Below are 14,215 nucleotides of genomic sequence, written 5' to 3'. Positions count from 1 at the left end.
TTGCTGTTGCGAGCCCGTTACAGTGCTTTCTTGACGCTGCCCGGTCATGCCGCGTTGGCTTGCCCATCACCCGGTCGCCACGCTGCACCCCCGCCCCGGAAGGCACCTGCTGTGAACCCCCGTACCACCCGTACTGCCCGTACCTCGGCCGTCGCGCGCCGTACCGCGCGGGTCCTGACGGCCACCGCCTGCACGCTGTCCCTCAGCGCGTGCGGCGTCCTCGGCGCGGCCGGCCCGGACGATGACGCCTCGCCGTCCCACGGCGGCGAGATGACCGTGGGTCTGCTCCTGCCCGACAAGGACACGGCGCGTTTCGAGAAGTTCGACCACCCCCTGATCAAGGAGCGGGTGGCCGCTCTCACCGACGGCAAGGGCAAGGTCGTCTACGCCAACGCGGAGGGCAGCAGCGAGAAGCAGAGCGAGCAGTTCGGCAAGCTGATCGCCGACGGCGTCGACGTCATCGTGGTGAACGCGGTGGACGCCGAGGCGGTCGCCGCCGACGTGCGGAAGGCCAAGGACGCGGACATTCCCGTCATCGCCTACGACCGGCTCGCCGAGGGGCCGGTCGACGCGTTCGTCTCGCACGACAACGAGCTGGTCGGCGAGGTGCAGGGCCGCGCCGTCGTCGACGCGCTCGGCGAGGACGCCGAGGCGGAGAAGGTCGTCATGATGAACGGTGCCCCCGCCGACCCGAACACGGCGCTGTTCAAGAAGGGCGCGCTCGCGGAGCTGGACGGCAAGGTGGACATCGTCGCCCGGTACGACACCCGCAAGTGGCTCCCGAAGGTCGCCAAGGAGAACATGCGCGAGGCGATCGAGAAGGTGGGGGCGGCCAATATCGCCGCCGTCTACTCCGCGAACGACGGAATGGCGGGCGCCGTCATCGAGGCGCTCAAGGAGGCCGGGGTCGCCGAACTGCCGCCGGTCACCGGGCAGGACGCGGACCTGGCGGCGGTGCGGCGCATCGTGTCGGGCGAGCAGTACATGACGGTGTACAAGTCGTTCCTGCTGGAGGCGAGCGGCGCCGCGGAGATCGCGGTGGCACGCGTGCAGGACCGTTCCATCCAGTTCGACGCGCTGGCCCGCGACCGGGTCGACAGCCCCACCCGCAAGGACATCCCGGCGATGCTCGTGCCGGTCGTCGCCGTGACCAAGGACAACATCAAGGACACGGTGATCCTCGACAAGGTCTACTCCGCCGAGGAGATCTGCACGGCGCAGTACGCGCAGGCCTGCGAATCGGTCGACCTCACCCCTTGAGCACGCCGGGACACGGGGACGCCGTCACGGCGCGCGCCCGCCACCGCCCTCCCGCGGGCGTCCCACGGGCGGCCGGACGGTCCCCGCGTCCGGCAGGGCTCACTCGTCGGAGTAACCGATGTCCCCGATCGTCCAGGCGCTGACATCGGCGAGGGCGACGCGGTACATGCCGCCGGTGTCCGGGATGCCGTAGCTGCCCTGGAGGATGCGCGCGAGGTGGAAGTGCAGGTGCGTGGGCGGGGCGTCCGCGTCGCGGGCCCGGGTGAAGGGAACGGCGAAGTGGCGCAGGCGTGCGGAGTCCCGCAGCACCTCCGCCACCCGCGCCCGCCACAGGGCTTCCGGCGCGAGCCGTCCGGTGATCACGGCCCCGGAGACGACCACGGTGAGGGACATCTGACTGTCCTGATCCGCTTCGACCATCGCCGCGATGCCGGCCAGCAGATCGTCAGGGTGCGACATGCTGATGGAGCGTAGCCGAGGCCGGGCCGGGCCGGGTACACCACGGCCCCCTCGACCGCGGGCCGGCGGTGCGGCGGGCCGGGTGCCACGGAGCGGACCGGTGGGCCCGGCCGGGGGGACCCGGGCCCGGTGCCCCGGGGGGCGCGGGGTCCGGTGGGGGCTGCGGCCCGGGCGTTAGGATCCGGTTCATGGGCCCGACCGCGCACGACGTAGACCGGTTCATGGCCGCCAGGCCCCGCCTGGAAGCCATCGCCTACCGCCTCCTCGGCTCGGCGAGCGAGGCCGAGGACGCCGTGCAGGAGACCTTCCTGCGCTGGCAGGCGGCCGACGTCGACCGGATCAGGGTGCCCGAGGCATGGCTGACGAAGGTCCTCACCCACCTCTGCCTCAACCAGCTCTCCTCGGCCCGCGCCCGGCGCGAGACCTACGTGGGCCAGTGGCTCCCCGAGCCGCTGATCGAGGGGGACCCGATGCTCGGCCCCGCCGACACCGCCGAACAGCGCGAGTCGGTGTCGTACGCGGTGCTCGTGCTGCTGGAGCGGCTGTCCCCCAACGAGCGCGCCGTGTACGTGCTGCGGGAGGCCTTCGACTACCCGCACCGCGAGATCGCCGCGATCCTCGACATCAGCGAGGCGGCCAGCCAGCAGATCCTGCACCGGGCCAAGGAGCGCGTCGCCGCGGGCCGGCGGCGTACCGCGATCGACGAGGCGGCGGCCCGGCGGGTCATCGACGAGTTCCTCGCGGCCGCCACCAGCGGCCGGACGGAGCCGCTGGTGAGGCTGCTCACCGAGGACGCGGTCGCGGTCGGCGACGGCGGCGGGAAGGCGCCCGCCCGGGCCAAGGCGTTCGAGGGCGCGGTCGCGGTCGCGAAGTTCATGCGGGGCCTGTTCGTCCCGTCCAAGGCCAAGCGTTCCCTGGTCGGCGGCTCGCCCGCGCTGTACGCCACGACCGCCAACGGCGAGCCCGCCCTCGTGGCGGTCGTCGACGGCCGGGTGGTCGGCGTCATGTGCCTGGAGGTCACCGACGAGGGCATCGCGGCCGTCCGCAGCCAGGTCAACCCCGACAAGCTGGAACGCCTGTCCCGGCAGTGGGCGGCCATCGACCGCGGCGAACCGGTGCTCCCCCACACCTTCTGACCGCACCCCCCATGCATGTGATGCAGGTCACATTCATTTCCTGTCAGGAAACGGCGCCCTGTCCGGTTCAAGGGGCGAATCCGCTCAAGACAGGAGCAGGGACATGCAGCACCGCATCGTCGTACTCGGAGCCGGATACACCGGAGCCAGCGCCGCCGGGCGCCTCGCCAGGCGACTGCACCGTGACGACGTCACCATCACCCTCGTCAACGCCGAACCCGACTTCGTCGAGCGGGTGCGCCTGCACCAGCTCGCGGCCGGCCAGGACCTCCGCCCCCGTCCGCTGCGGGACATGCTCGCGGGCACCGGCGTCGTCCTGAAGCAGGCCCGGGTCACCGGCATCGACGTCGACCGCAGGACCGTCACCGTCGTCGGCACCGCGTCGCAGGGAGGCGGCGGTACCGCGGAGGAGCTGGCGTACGACACCCTTGTGTACGCCCTCGGCAGCGGCTGGAACGACCAGGGGGTGCCCGGTGTGGCCGAGCACGCCCACGAGATCGCGAGCCGCCCCGGAGCGCTCCGGCTGCGCGAGCGCCTGGCCCGGCTGGGGGCCGGGGACTCCGTGGTCGTCGTCGGGGGCGGCCTGACCGGGGTGGAGGCGGCCACCGAGATCGCCGAGGCCCGCCCGGACCTCGACGTCGCCCTCGCCACCCGCGGCACGCTAGGCGACTGGCTGTCCGACAAGGGCCGGGCGCACCTGCGGAAGGTGTTCGGCGGGCTCGGCATCACCGTGCACGAGAACGCCTCCGTCACCGCCGTGGGCCCCGGCCACCTCACCACCGCCGACGGGACAGACCTCCCGGCCGCGGTCACCGTGTGGACCACCGGCTTCGCCGTCCACCCGATCGCCCGCGCCACCGCCCTGGAGGTCACGGACACCGGCCAGGTCGTCGTCGACGGCACCCTGCGCTCGGTCTCCCACCCGGACGTGTACGCGATCGGGGACACCGCCATGGTGATGGGACCGGGCGACAAGCCGCTGCGCATGTCGTGCGCCTCCGGCGTCCCCACCGCCTGGCAGGCCGCCGACGCGATCACCGCCCGACTGACCGGCGGCAAGCTGCCCCACGTGCCGATGCGCTACTTCAACCAGTGCATCTCGCTGGGCCGCAAGGAGGGCCTCATCCAGTACGTCACCGCCGACGACCGGGCCGTCCGGGCGGCCCTGACCGGGCGGCTCGCCGCCGTCTACAAGGAACTGGTCAACAAGGGTGCCGCCTGGGGCGTCGCCAACCCGCTGCTCGGCATGCCGGTCCGGCGCCGCCGCGTGGTGCGGGACCCGGCGCGCCCGGAGGACCCCGCCCTCCGCGAGGCGGCCTGAGGGCCCCGCCCTCCGCGAGGCGGCCTGAGGACCCCGCGCTCCGTGAGGCGGCCTGAGGACCCCGCGCTCCGTGAGGCGGCCTGACGACCGCCGCTCCGTGGCGCGGCCCGAGGGCCGTCCCCGGCGGCCCGCCGGCGGGGCGGGGCAGGAAGGCGGCGTGTACTCCCCAGGTCGTACGCGTCCGCCGCCCCGGCCTCCTACGGTGGCGCGGTGAGCCGTTTTGCCTCCCGGATCCCCGCGATCTCCCGGATCTCCCGGTACCGGCACCTCCTCCGCACGGGCCGGCCGCTGCCGCCGCCGGTCGTGGACCTCCTGATCGCGGCGGTCGTCGCCGTGCTCACCGGCTCGGACGCCGCGGTCAACGATCCCGGCTACCGGCAGGCCGACGCGGTGACCTGGCTGCTGTTCGCGGTGTCCATCGGGGCGCTGCTGGTGCGCAGCCGGTATCCGGTCGCGGTCACGGTGGTCACCGGAGCGGCCTGCGCCGGGTGGGCGCTGTACGGGCACATCGGGGAACTGCTCAACCTGCCCGTCATGGTGGCCCTGTACGCCGTCGCCGTGCAGGGGGACCGGAGGCGCACCGTGCGGACCGCCGTGATCGCCGCCGTGGTCTCCGGCGCGGTGTCGCTGGTCGCGGGCATCGACGTGGTGCAGCCGCAGGGGGCACCCCTGCTGGAGATGCTGTGGCCGCTGGTGCCGCTGCTCCTGGGTGAGGCCGTGCGCGGGCGACGGGAGCTGATGCGCGAGTACGAGGACCGGGCCGAGCGGGCGGAGGCGGAACGGGAGCGCGAGGCGCGCCGCCGGGTGGAGCAGGAGCGGGTGCGGATCGCGCGCGAGCTGCACGACGTGGTCGCCCACACCGTGTCGGCGATGACCGTGCAGGCCGGGCTGGCCCTGGACGCCTTCGACGCCCGCCCGGAGGTGGCGCGGGCGGCGATGCGGCAGGTGCGGGCGTCGGGGAAGGAGGCGGTGCACGAACTGCGCGCCACGGTCGGCGTGTTGCGGTCGGAGGGCGGAGACCTGACCGGCCCGGCACCCCGGCTCGCGGAACTGGCGGACTTGGCGGAGCGGGTGCGCGGGACGGGTCTCGACGTGACACTGCGCGTGGCGGCCGGACCGCTGCCGCAGGTGGTCGAGCTGGCCGCCTACCGGATCGTGCAGGAGGCACTGACCAACGTGATCAGACACGCGGACGCGCGGCACGCGAGGGTGTCGGTGAGTACGGAGGGGCACCGGCTGAGGGTGGAGGTCACCGACGACGGACGCCATGGCGGGGTGGACCACGGCCGTACCGCGCCGGACGGTGGGGGCGTGTCCGGCACCGGGGCCGGGGGCGCCCGGGCAGCCTGGGACGGCACACCGGGTGACGGCACGCCGGGTGAGGGAACCGGTGGTGACGGCTTCGGTCTGATCGGGATGCGGGAGCGGGCCGCCTCGGTCGGCGGCCGGCTGGTGGCGGGCCCGCTCCCGGGCGGGGGCTGGCGCGTGACGGCCGAGCTGCCCGTCGGGGCGCCCGCCGGACCGCGGGTCGAGGGCGGCCCCGGGGCTGACGGCGGTGTCGTGGCAGGCCCGGACACCGGGGGTGCCCCGTGATCCGGGTCCTGCTGGCGGACGACCAGACGGTGGTGCGGGCCGGGTTCCGCGCCCTGCTCGACCTGACCGACGACCTGGTCGTCGTCGCCGAGGCCGCGGACGGCGTGCAGGCGGTGGAGCTGGCCCGCACGACGCGCCCCGACGTGGTGCTCATGGACATCCGCATGCCGCGCACCGACGGCCTGGAGGCCACCCGCCGCATCGGCGCCGACCGCGCGCTGGACGCCGTGCGGGTGCTGGTGCTGACGACGTACGAGGCCGACGAGTACGTCTTCGAGGCGCTGCGCGCCGGGGCGGCCGGCTTCCTGCTGAAGGACATCGACCCCGACGACCTGCGCGCCGCCATCCGCACCGTGTCCGCCGGGCGGAGCCTGCTCGCGCCCGCCGTCACCCGCCGGGTGATCGAGGAGTTCGCCCGGCTGAAGGCACCCGAGGTGCAGGCCCGCAGGCGGCTCGACCCGCTGACCGACCGCGAGCGCGAAGTCCTCGCCCTGGTCGGACGCGGCCTGTCGAACGACGAGATCGGCAGGCGGCTGCTGATGTCCCCGCTGACGGCGAAGACGCACGTCAGCAGGGTGATGGCCAAGCTGGGGGCCCGGGACAGGGCCCAGCTGGTGGTGACGGCGTACGAAACGGGACTGGTGCGCGCGGGCGAGGGCTGAGCCTCACGGGGGCGGGGATGTCCGGAGAGCGGGGATGCGCGGGCCGGCCGGAATCCCTGCTCCCGGCGGAGTACGGGCCGACTCCCAGCGGCAGATGTCCGGTTCGTCCGTCGTCCGTAGCGTCGGATACATGATCGAAGCGCGAGAACTCACGAAACGCCATGGCGAGCGGACCGCCGTGGACCGGCTGTCGTTCACCGTCCGCCCCGGCCGGGTGACCGGCTTCCTCGGCCCCAACGGCGCCGGCAAGTCGACCACCATGCGCCTGATCCTCGGCCTCGACGCCCCGACCGCGGGCTCGGCCACCGTCGCGGGCCGCCGCTACGACCGTCTCGCCGCGCCGCTGCGCGAGGTCGGGGCCCTGCTCGACGCCCGCGCGGTGCACGGCGGCCGCACGGTACGGGGTCACCTGCTCGGTCTCGCCCGTTCGCACGGCCTGCCCGCGCGCCGGGTCGACGAGGTGCTGGGCATCGTCGGTCTGGAGGCGGCGGCGGACCGGCGGGCCAAGGGGCTGTCGCTCGGCATGTCCCAGCGGCTCGGCATCGCGGGCGCCCTGCTCGGCGACCCCGGGGTGCTGATCCTCGACGAACCGGTCAACGGCCTGGACACGGAGGGCATCCGCTGGATCCGCGGCCTGCTGACCTCACTGGCCGCCGAGGGCCGCACGGTGTTCCTGTCCAGCCACCTGATGAGCGAACTGGAACGGACCGCCGACCGGCTCGTCGTGATCGGCCGGGGCCGGCTGCTCGCCGACACGGACATGCGGGACTTCATCGCGGCGCACTCGCCCGACTGGTCCCTGGTGCGCACGCCGGACGCGGAGGCAGGCCGGCTGCGCGGCCTGCTGGAGTCCCGGGGCGCCACGGTCGTCCCCCACTCCCCGCCGTATCCGGCAGGAGGCGCCCCCGGGGGAGGCGCACGGCGGCCGGCGGGTGACGGGGATGGGCACGGCGGCTGGCGGGTGACGGGGATGAGCACGGCGGCGGTCGGCGAACTGGCCCGCGACCACGGTGTGGCCCTGCACGAACTCACCCCGTTCCGCTCGACGTTGGAGGAGATCTACACGGCGATGACGGGCGAGGCGGTCGAATACCGCGGCTCCGGCACGGGTCACCCGACCGCTACCGGCGCGGACACCGACACGGACAGCGACGCGAAGGAGCCGCGGCGATGAACACGCACACGAGCAGGGAGACGAGTACGGGGACGAGCATGACGACGGGGAGGAAGGCGGGCACGGCGACGGGCGCCGCCGCGGGCGTGGTCGCTTCCCCTCCCGGCTTCCGGGAGGCCCTGGCCTTCGAGTGGACCAAATACGCCGGACTGCGCTCCACGGTGTGGACGACCGTCTCCGTGGCCCTGGTGATCGTGGTCGGCGCGGTGGTCGTGGGGCTGACCGACAGCCTGCAGCCCGACGACACCGTGCTCGGCGGCAGCCTCACGCTCAGCGTGGTCGGGCTGATGATCGCGGGCGTGGTGGGCGCGCTGACCGTGTGCGGGGAATACAGCAGCGGGTCGATCGCCACGACGCTGGCCGCGGTGCCCCGCCGGGGACGGGTGCTGGCCGCCAAGGCCGTGCTGCTCGCCGGCGTGCTGTTCGTCGTCGGGCTGGTCTCGTGCACGGTCGCGTACCTGCTGGGGGACGCCGTCCTCGACGGCTCGCACGCCCAGGGAAAGCCGCTGCCGGCGCTGTTCGGCATCGGGACGCTGTTCGCGGTGGTGGGCGTGCTGGGACTGGCCGTCGGCACGGTCGTACGGCACGCCGCCGGCGCGGTGACCGCCGTGGTGGGCTTCCTGCTGCTGCCGTCGCTGTTCGGGCCGCTCCTCGGCGACCTCCAGCGGTGGGTCGTCGGGGCCACCCCGACGGCCGCCCTGGAGAAGCTCACGCAGACGTCCGACGCCGGTCCTGAGGTCGTCGGCAGCCTGGGCGCCTGGCCGTCCCTGGGGCTGGTGACCGCCTACACCGCGGTGGCGGTGGCGGGGGCGGCGCTGGTGCTGCGGCGGCGCGACGCCTGACCCGGACGATCACGTCCCGGTCACGGCTCGGGGGTCCACGGACACGGGGACGGCACCCGGGGTCGGGAACCGCGGGGGCACCAGGCACACTCTGCGTGGTGTAGGACCCCACAGCCGGAAGGACGGATTACGTGATCACGCTCACCAAGGAAGACGGTCCCGCGGACCTGGACGGAGTGACCCACCTGTCCCTCGGCGTGTCCTGGGACCCCACCGCCGGCACCAGCGGCGGGGTGATGGGCAAGCTGCGCCGCAAGGCCGGGACCGACCTCGACCTCATCGCCATCGCCATGCAGGGCGGCGACCCGGTCCGCCTGGCCGGCCTGGACTCGCTGGACCCCATGGGGAACGGTTCCCTGCAGCACAGCGGCGACAACCAGACGGGTCACGGCGACGGCGACGACGAGACCGTCACCGTCGAGTTCGCGCGGATCCCCGGCAACATCACGGCGATCGTGTTCATCGCCGCCGCCTTCAAGAAGGGCAGTTCCTTCCAGAAGGCACGCAACATCAGCTTCAAGGTCTACGACGCCTCCGGCGGCAGCTCCCAGCAGGTCGCCGACATCTGGCCCAGCCTGCTCACCAAGGACAACGCGTGCGCGGTGGCCAAGGCGGTGCGCGTCGGCGGGTCGTGGAAGCTGGAAGTGATCAACACGACGGGGAAGGTCAGGCAGGGCGACGAGCACGCCCTGATGGCCTTCGCCGTCAGCAAGTGACGCACGCCGCCCGGCCGGAGACCCGGCCCGGGGCGGCGCGCGAGGCGGCGGTGCCCAGCAGCCTGTACGGGTCCCACCGGTGAGGCCCGCTCCTGGGCGGCACCGGCGGGCCCGGGGCGGGCTGTGGCGGGGCCGGGGCGGGCTGTGGCGGGGCCGGGGCGGGCTGTGGCGGGGCCGGGGCGGGCGTGGGCCCGGCCCGAGGGAACGCAACGCATGAACACGGGGGTGTGGATGAGCCGGGTGCTGTACGGCGAGCAGTCGTGGAATCCGCTGGCGCGGACCGTGGAACTGACCGAGGAGCGGCTACGGGTGGGCCGCCGGACGACCCCTCTCGAGGAACTGCACCTCGCGGCCATGGCCGAGGCGTTCCAGCGGGGCGTATGGCTCGGCGGCGGCGGGGCCGAACGCCCCCTGCACCGGCTGCCGGACGGGCCCGGCATCGTGCCGGTCACGCGCGTCACCGGTACCACCCGGCCGGTGAAGTCGCGTCAGGCGGCCGCCTTCGCTCACCGGCTCGGGGAGCTCGCGGTGGGCCGCTGCGGCGGCCCCGCACAGGTGGCCGCGCTCGGTGAGCGGGCCCGCGCGGAGGGCGTACCGCTGTGGATCGCACGGCGGGTCGCACCGGGGCCCGCCGGCCCGGTCACCGTCGCCGTGGACCGGGGCCTGGTCCGCGTCGACGTGTGGGGACCGCAGGCGCCGGCCGTACGCCTGCGGGCACCGGGCGGCTACGACGCCCGTGACCAGTCCCCGTCGAAGGGCCTGCTGGCGACCGTCGGGGGGACGCGGGCGCAACTCGTCCTCAAGGACCGGAAACGCCGCAGCAAGCGGCGGGTGGAGCTGCAGATCCCGGGACGGCACTGGGTGCTGACGCGCGAGAACTCCGTGACCTCGCTGTTGCGGTGCAACGAACGGCCCGTCGCCCTGCTCTCCCGCCCGCCGTACTCCCGCCCCGCACCCGGCCCCGGCTCGCTGCTCCTGCCGTTGACTCCGGTGCGCCTCGACGGCGGGGACGCGCTGGACGCCGTGATGGCCCAGTTCTTCGCCGTGTCCTTCGGCATCGGCGACACCACCGGCTCGGCCCGCTTCCGTTCCCGGCGGCCCCGCCCGGCATCCGTCGGCCCCGGGGGCGAACCCCTCGCCGCCGACCAGGACTGGGACCGCCCGTGGTTCACCAACCTCGGCAGCGGCGCCGAGGACAACGAACCCGGCGGAGGCGACGGCTGGGGCTCGGACGGCGGCGACGGCGGCAGCGGTGGAGACTCCGGCGGCGGCGACTCGGGAGGCGGCGACGGGGGCGGAGGCGGAGGGGGCGACTAACGCCCTGCCGTTCCTGGCGCGGGAAGTCAGGGTGCGGCCGGAGACGTGAGCCGTCCGGCGACGAGGGCGAGCCAGCCGCTGGGCGCGTACGGCGCCGGTGGGTCGACCTCCATGCCCAGCTCCGCCAGCCCCAGCGCGTAGTCGGACTCACCCAGCTCCAGAGCGAGCAGCTCGCGTACCTCTCCCACGGCGCGGGCCACGAGCTGCGGGTCGGTGGTCGCGCGGTAGTCGTCCACGGCGGCATCGTGATCGTCGAACTCGTCCGGCATGTCCTGCGAGAACCAGCCCCCGAGGAACTGGCCCAGTTCGGGGAAGCGGGCGTTCCACTCCCAGTGCGTGGCGGGAGCGGAGGGGGGCGGGACCAGCCCCTCCTCCACACTGCGCCGGATGTGGTCGGCGACCACGGTCAGCCAAGCGAGGACCTCCGCGTCCGGCAGACCCACGTCCGGCAGGGCGTAGAACTCTCCGAGACGGACCCGCAGCCGTCCCGGAGGGTTGCGGGCGTAGTCGCGCAGCTGAGCCTCGGCGACCGCGAGAGCCCAGGGGCGGGTGTGCCAGGTGTGGCGCAGGTAGGCAGTGAGGGCCGGGCCGGGCGCGTCCTCGGTGTCGTCGGCCGGCTGTCCGACATAGGCGCGGAGAACCTGGTCCAACTCGCCGTAGCGTCGGTCGTGTTCGAGCGGGGTCAGTGCCACGGTGCGGAGACTGCCTTCACAGGTAGACGGGAAAACTGGCGTGGACGGCGAACCCGTGAGCGGCCGCCGGCTCGCGACGCAGCACGACCCTGGCGGCGCGGACGTCGACGGCACCGCGTCCGGCCAGGGCCATGGCCTGCAACTGCACGCGTCCGACCGGCTGTTCCCGCGTCGGCCACGCCTCCTCGATGGTCAGCCGCTGCCGGGTGGACCGCGCCAGCCAGGCGTGGATGACCTGTTCGTTCCGGGTGACCACATGCTGGGTCGCCCACTGGGCGGTCTCACGGTCGGGGTAGCTGGCGGTGCGGGTGCGCAAGGGGTTACCTTCCGGTGGGGAATGCGGCCGGGTTCACTTCGGATCGAAGGACCAGACCATGCCGACCTCGGACTCGGAGACAAGGATCAGGCCCATGTCCCAGTCATGTCTGGACACGGGCGAGCAGACGCGGACCTTCTGGTAATAGTCGAGCTGCGCGCTCTTGGGGCCGGTATTCGCGTAGAAGCGGGAACCTTCAGGGAACCGGGAGAGGACAACAGCGGCCTTCGCTTGCAGTCCTGCCTTGCGCAGCTCGAACTCGTGCTCCTTCTCGACGTCGAGCCACTGAGTGGAGAGTGTCACGAGGAATCGCTCGGCCGATGGTCGTGGGATCTCATGGAGGCGGGATTTCCATTCGTCCGTCTCCGTTGTCTTCCCCGGCAACAGGACGAAGGGATAGTACTGGTCTTCCTGCCTCTCGAAGTCTGCTTCGTGGAAATCGACCGTCTGCCAGCCGCGCACGTCCGGTGAGTCCCCGCGCATCAGAGTGAGTACGTCGAGTGCCCAGTCTTCATGTTTTCTTCCCGTCACCTTGGCGATGCTGTACCGGCGCGCGTACATGCCGATCGCCTCCGCCCATGTCTGCTCACTCAGGAAGGTCACCCGTCCTCCTCAACGCTCTCTGTAGTCCTCGCTGATCACTGCGGCATGGACGTCAACACGACGAACGGCGGGTCCAGGTTCGGTTCGTACTTGAGAACCGTCGAGACGCCATGAGCATCCTGAGGGGGCGTCGGATGGTCGTTCACCACCGGCGCCGTACGTCCCGTCACCACCGGTGGCCCCACGGCGGCCGGGTCGACGGAGTTCACGGAGAACTCCATATTGGTGCCGGGAGCGGGAGGGGGAGGGCCCGTCAGCCAGTCGTCGATCTCTGCTGTATTGGCCCGAATATTGTATTGGGTGTATTTCTGCGCAGATTCGAGGTCGGTGAAGGTGGAGGCGGCGGGAATACCCGGCTTGCCTGCTCCATTCGATTCGTCCCGCAACCGCTGCGTCAACTGCTCGTCGGTCAGCCCGACGTGCTTGTCGATGCTGTGTCCACCGTACAGTTCCTCCTCGGTGGCCAGGTCGATGGAGTACTTGTAGGGGATCTGGCTCTCTCCGGGCCGCTGCCAGCTGTGTTCCTTCTTGAAGTCGTTGAGGGTGCGTGCGCCGTAGGCAGCCGCGCGGGCCGCCTCCGCGCGGAACGTCGGCACGCTGAGGAGCGCCTCGTCCAGGGCCGGCTGGAGCTTCTTCAGTTCGGTCGCCGCGGCACTGAATGCCTCGTGGTAGGCCTCGACCGCCTTGTCGGCGGCAGCCTTGTCCATGTGCGAGCGGAACGTCATGACGATCTCGCCGAACGCCAGGGTCGCCGTGAGCCGGGTCAGTTCGAAGAGGTCGAGGTCCAGGGTGAGGTCCCGCACCGTCGCCTTGGCGGCCTCCGTGCCGAGCCGGACCTTCGTGTCGCGCGTCTTCTTCCCCACGTCCGCCAGGTGGTCCAGAGTCTTCTGCACCGTCGTCGCGGTCTCGTGGAGGATGTCGATGATGGGCCGCCGCTTGGCGGGCTGCACGTTGCGCTCGGTCTTCCAGACCCGGCCTATGGAGGCCCGGTTCCCCTGGGGATCGTAGGTGCGGCCCCATTCGGTGGTTCCCCAGATCGTCTGGCAGAACGCCTTCATGGCGCCCTGCCATTCATCATTGCCCTTGTTGTCGGTGATGAATTTGATGGCGCTGTTGAAGTTGGTCGACGCGGCCTTGGCGGCCTTCTCGGCCGCTCCCCAGGCCGTGGCCATGGATCTGAAGTCGTCGTCCTTGATTCCGGGGGTGATCTCGTGCATTTTTCCGAGTCGCAGCCCCTGCTCGATGGCGGGCCGGATGACGTCGGCGAGGAAGTCGGGTATTTCGCCGAGGATGCCAGAAATGGCCCAGGAGTCCGCGTCCTCACCGGTGCCGGTCCACTTGATGTCGTTGACCGGGCCGTACCGGGGGACGTTCTGGATGACGGCGGGCGGCTGCTTCTCCACCGGTGGCGGCCCGTACATCCGGCGGGCCTGCCAGTCGGCCTGGACGTACTTGTTGGTGGTGTCCGTCAGGCCGACCGCGACACCGCCCACGCTGATCACGCTCTTCGCCCAGAGCTCCACGTACTTCTCGGTCAGCGCGTCGTAGGCGGCCGCGAACTCGTCGGCGCCGCGGCCGGTGCCCGCGGACTGGCTGTACTGGTTGAGTGCCTCGACGAGCGCCTTGGCTCCCTTGTCGTAGTCGAACTGTCCGTCACGTACGACGAGCGCCGTGTAGTACATGTGCTGCGGCTGGACGTCGAAGCCGCCGCTGGACTTGGGAGACCGGGTCCGGGCGGCGGCCCGCTCCTGGGCGCGCTCCTCGTCGGTGGGCAGTCCCCCGCTCATCAGGCGGCACCCCATCCACGGAGCACTGCCGCGTGTGCCGCCGCATAGCTGCCGTGGCCGGTCGTCACCACCTCGTGCAGCCATTTCTGGGCCGCCTCGAGGTCCTGGGCCGAGCGGTCCCACTCGTCCAGCTTCTCGACGAAGACGTTGCGGGTCTCCCCCTCCCAGGACAGCACGACGGGCACGACGCGGTCGTAGAGGCCGTCCAGCTTGCTGTTCAGCTTCTTGAGGATGTCCTCCAGATCGCCGGCCAGTTCCTGGAGGGTGGCGAAGGAGACGGATATGTGGTCGTCGGGTTCGACTCCGCTGGACATGATCCCCCTGTGGTCGTTGCGGC

General features: G+C 72.4%; 15 protein-coding genes. 9 read left to right on the top strand and 6 right to left on the bottom strand.

All coding sequences use genetic code 11. The annotated features are described in order from the left end of the window. Positions 1-111: 111 nt before the first annotated feature. Entirely contained in the window at positions 112-1,260 is a 1,149-nt protein-coding gene (locus ACIRPP_RS17400) for a sugar ABC transporter substrate-binding protein (protein ID WP_403643200.1), read from the top strand. A gap of 99 nt (positions 1,261-1,359) precedes the next feature. On the opposite strand, the gene ACIRPP_RS17395 is transcribed toward ACIRPP_RS17400, so the two are convergent. Then, on the bottom strand, positions 1,360-1,719 hold the full coding sequence (locus ACIRPP_RS17395; RefSeq protein WP_403643197.1) for a hypothetical protein: 360 nt from the start codon (positions 1,717-1,719) through the stop codon (positions 1,360-1,362). 188 nt (positions 1,720-1,907) lie between these two features. On the opposite strand from ACIRPP_RS17395, the gene ACIRPP_RS17390 reads away from it, so the two are divergent. From ACIRPP_RS17390 to ACIRPP_RS17355, 8 genes are all read left to right on the top strand, one after another. Further along, complete coding sequence (locus tag ACIRPP_RS17390; RefSeq protein WP_403643194.1) at positions 1,908-2,855, top strand: RNA polymerase sigma-70 factor; 948 nt, start codon at positions 1,908-1,910, stop codon at positions 2,853-2,855. Between the two features lie 103 nt (positions 2,856-2,958). Then, positions 2,959-4,176 carry an NAD(P)/FAD-dependent oxidoreductase gene (locus ACIRPP_RS17385; protein WP_403643191.1) on the top strand — a complete coding sequence of 406 codons (1,218 nt, stop codon included), beginning with the start codon at positions 2,959-2,961 and terminating at the stop codon, positions 4,174-4,176. Positions 4,177-4,386: 210 nt separating this feature from the next. After that, positions 4,387-5,769 carry a sensor histidine kinase gene (locus ACIRPP_RS17380; RefSeq protein WP_403643188.1) on the top strand — a complete coding sequence of 461 codons (1,383 nt, stop codon included), beginning with the start codon at positions 4,387-4,389 and terminating at the stop codon, positions 5,767-5,769. Continuing rightward, positions 5,766-6,431: a response regulator gene (locus ACIRPP_RS17375; RefSeq protein WP_403643185.1), complete on the top strand. Its 666-nt coding sequence runs from the start codon at positions 5,766-5,768 to the stop codon at positions 6,429-6,431. The genes ACIRPP_RS17380 and ACIRPP_RS17375 overlap by 4 nt, the downstream gene beginning before the upstream one ends. 130 nt (positions 6,432-6,561) lie before the next feature. Then, on the top strand, positions 6,562-7,605 hold the full coding sequence (locus ACIRPP_RS17370) for an ATP-binding cassette domain-containing protein (RefSeq protein WP_403643183.1): 1,044 nt from the start codon (positions 6,562-6,564) through the stop codon (positions 7,603-7,605). Next, positions 7,602-8,447: an ABC transporter permease subunit gene (locus ACIRPP_RS17365; RefSeq protein WP_403643180.1), complete on the top strand. Its 846-nt coding sequence runs from the start codon at positions 7,602-7,604 to the stop codon at positions 8,445-8,447. Before ACIRPP_RS17370 ends, ACIRPP_RS17365 begins: the two co-directional genes overlap by 4 nt. A gap of 131 nt (positions 8,448-8,578) precedes the next feature. Beyond that, positions 8,579-9,163 (top strand): TerD family protein, encoded by a 585-nt coding sequence (locus ACIRPP_RS17360; protein ID WP_403643177.1) that lies wholly within the window; start codon positions 8,579-8,581, stop codon positions 9,161-9,163. A 213-nt stretch (positions 9,164-9,376) separates the two neighbouring features. Beyond that, positions 9,377-10,480, top strand: a complete 1,104-nt coding sequence (locus tag ACIRPP_RS17355) for a hypothetical protein (protein WP_403643174.1) — start codon at positions 9,377-9,379, stop codon at positions 10,478-10,480. 26 nt (positions 10,481-10,506) lie between these two features. Here the strand turns inward: ACIRPP_RS17355 and ACIRPP_RS17350 are convergent, their stop codons facing one another. From ACIRPP_RS17350 to ACIRPP_RS17330, 5 genes are read right to left on the bottom strand one after another with little or no spacing between them, the layout of a single operon-like run. After that, entirely contained in the window at positions 10,507-11,172 is a 666-nt protein-coding gene (locus tag ACIRPP_RS17350; protein WP_403643172.1) for a contact-dependent growth inhibition system immunity protein, read from the bottom strand. A gap of 16 nt (positions 11,173-11,188) precedes the next feature. Continuing rightward, positions 11,189-11,488 carry an RNase A-like domain-containing protein gene (locus ACIRPP_RS17345; protein ID WP_403643168.1) on the bottom strand — a complete coding sequence of 100 codons (300 nt, stop codon included), beginning with the start codon at positions 11,486-11,488 and terminating at the stop codon, positions 11,189-11,191. Between the two features lie 33 nt (positions 11,489-11,521). Continuing rightward, positions 11,522-12,091, bottom strand: coding sequence for a hypothetical protein (locus ACIRPP_RS17340; protein WP_403643165.1), 570 nt, complete (start codon positions 12,089-12,091; stop codon positions 11,522-11,524). Between the two features lie 35 nt (positions 12,092-12,126). Further along, the gene (locus ACIRPP_RS17335; RefSeq protein ID WP_403643163.1) at positions 12,127-13,878 is read right to left on the bottom strand and encodes an RNase A-like domain-containing protein; all 1,752 of its coding nucleotides are present in this window, start codon (positions 13,876-13,878) and stop codon (positions 12,127-12,129) included. Further along, positions 13,878-14,192 (bottom strand): WXG100 family type VII secretion target, encoded by a 315-nt coding sequence (locus ACIRPP_RS17330; RefSeq protein WP_164332404.1) that lies wholly within the window; start codon positions 14,190-14,192, stop codon positions 13,878-13,880. Before ACIRPP_RS17330 ends, ACIRPP_RS17335 begins: the two co-directional genes overlap by 1 nt. Between the last annotated feature and the right edge of the window lie 23 nt (positions 14,193-14,215).

This window comes from Streptomyces sp. NPDC101219, from assembly GCF_044767675.1.
Lineage (GTDB): Bacteria > Actinomycetota > Actinomycetes > Streptomycetales > Streptomycetaceae > Streptomyces.
Note: the sequence above shows the minus strand (reverse complement) of the source record. Positions and strands in the feature narration are given on the sequence as shown.

Excerpts from the sequence above, each read along its gene's own strand:
- ACIRPP_RS17395 (WP_403643197.1), bottom strand. The coding sequence starts at position 1,719 with ATGTCGCACCCTGACGATCTGCTGGCCGGCATCGCGGCGATGGTCGAA.
- ACIRPP_RS17390 (WP_403643194.1), top strand. The coding sequence starts at position 1,908 with ATGGGCCCGACCGCGCACGACGTAGACCGGTTCATGGCCGCCAGGCCC.
- ACIRPP_RS17385 (WP_403643191.1), top strand. The coding sequence starts at position 2,959 with ATGCAGCACCGCATCGTCGTACTCGGAGCCGGATACACCGGAGCCAGC.
- ACIRPP_RS17370 (WP_403643183.1), top strand. The coding sequence starts at position 6,562 with ATGATCGAAGCGCGAGAACTCACGAAACGCCATGGCGAGCGGACCGCC.
- ACIRPP_RS17365 (WP_403643180.1), top strand. The coding sequence starts at position 7,602 with ATGAACACGCACACGAGCAGGGAGACGAGTACGGGGACGAGCATGACG.
- ACIRPP_RS17355 (WP_403643174.1), top strand. The coding sequence starts at position 9,377 with ATGAACACGGGGGTGTGGATGAGCCGGGTGCTGTACGGCGAGCAGTCG.
- ACIRPP_RS17335 (WP_403643163.1), bottom strand. The coding sequence starts at position 13,878 with ATGAGCGGGGGACTGCCCACCGACGAGGAGCGCGCCCAGGAGCGGGCC.
- ACIRPP_RS17330 (WP_164332404.1), bottom strand. The coding sequence starts at position 14,192 with ATGTCCAGCGGAGTCGAACCCGACGACCACATATCCGTCTCCTTCGCC.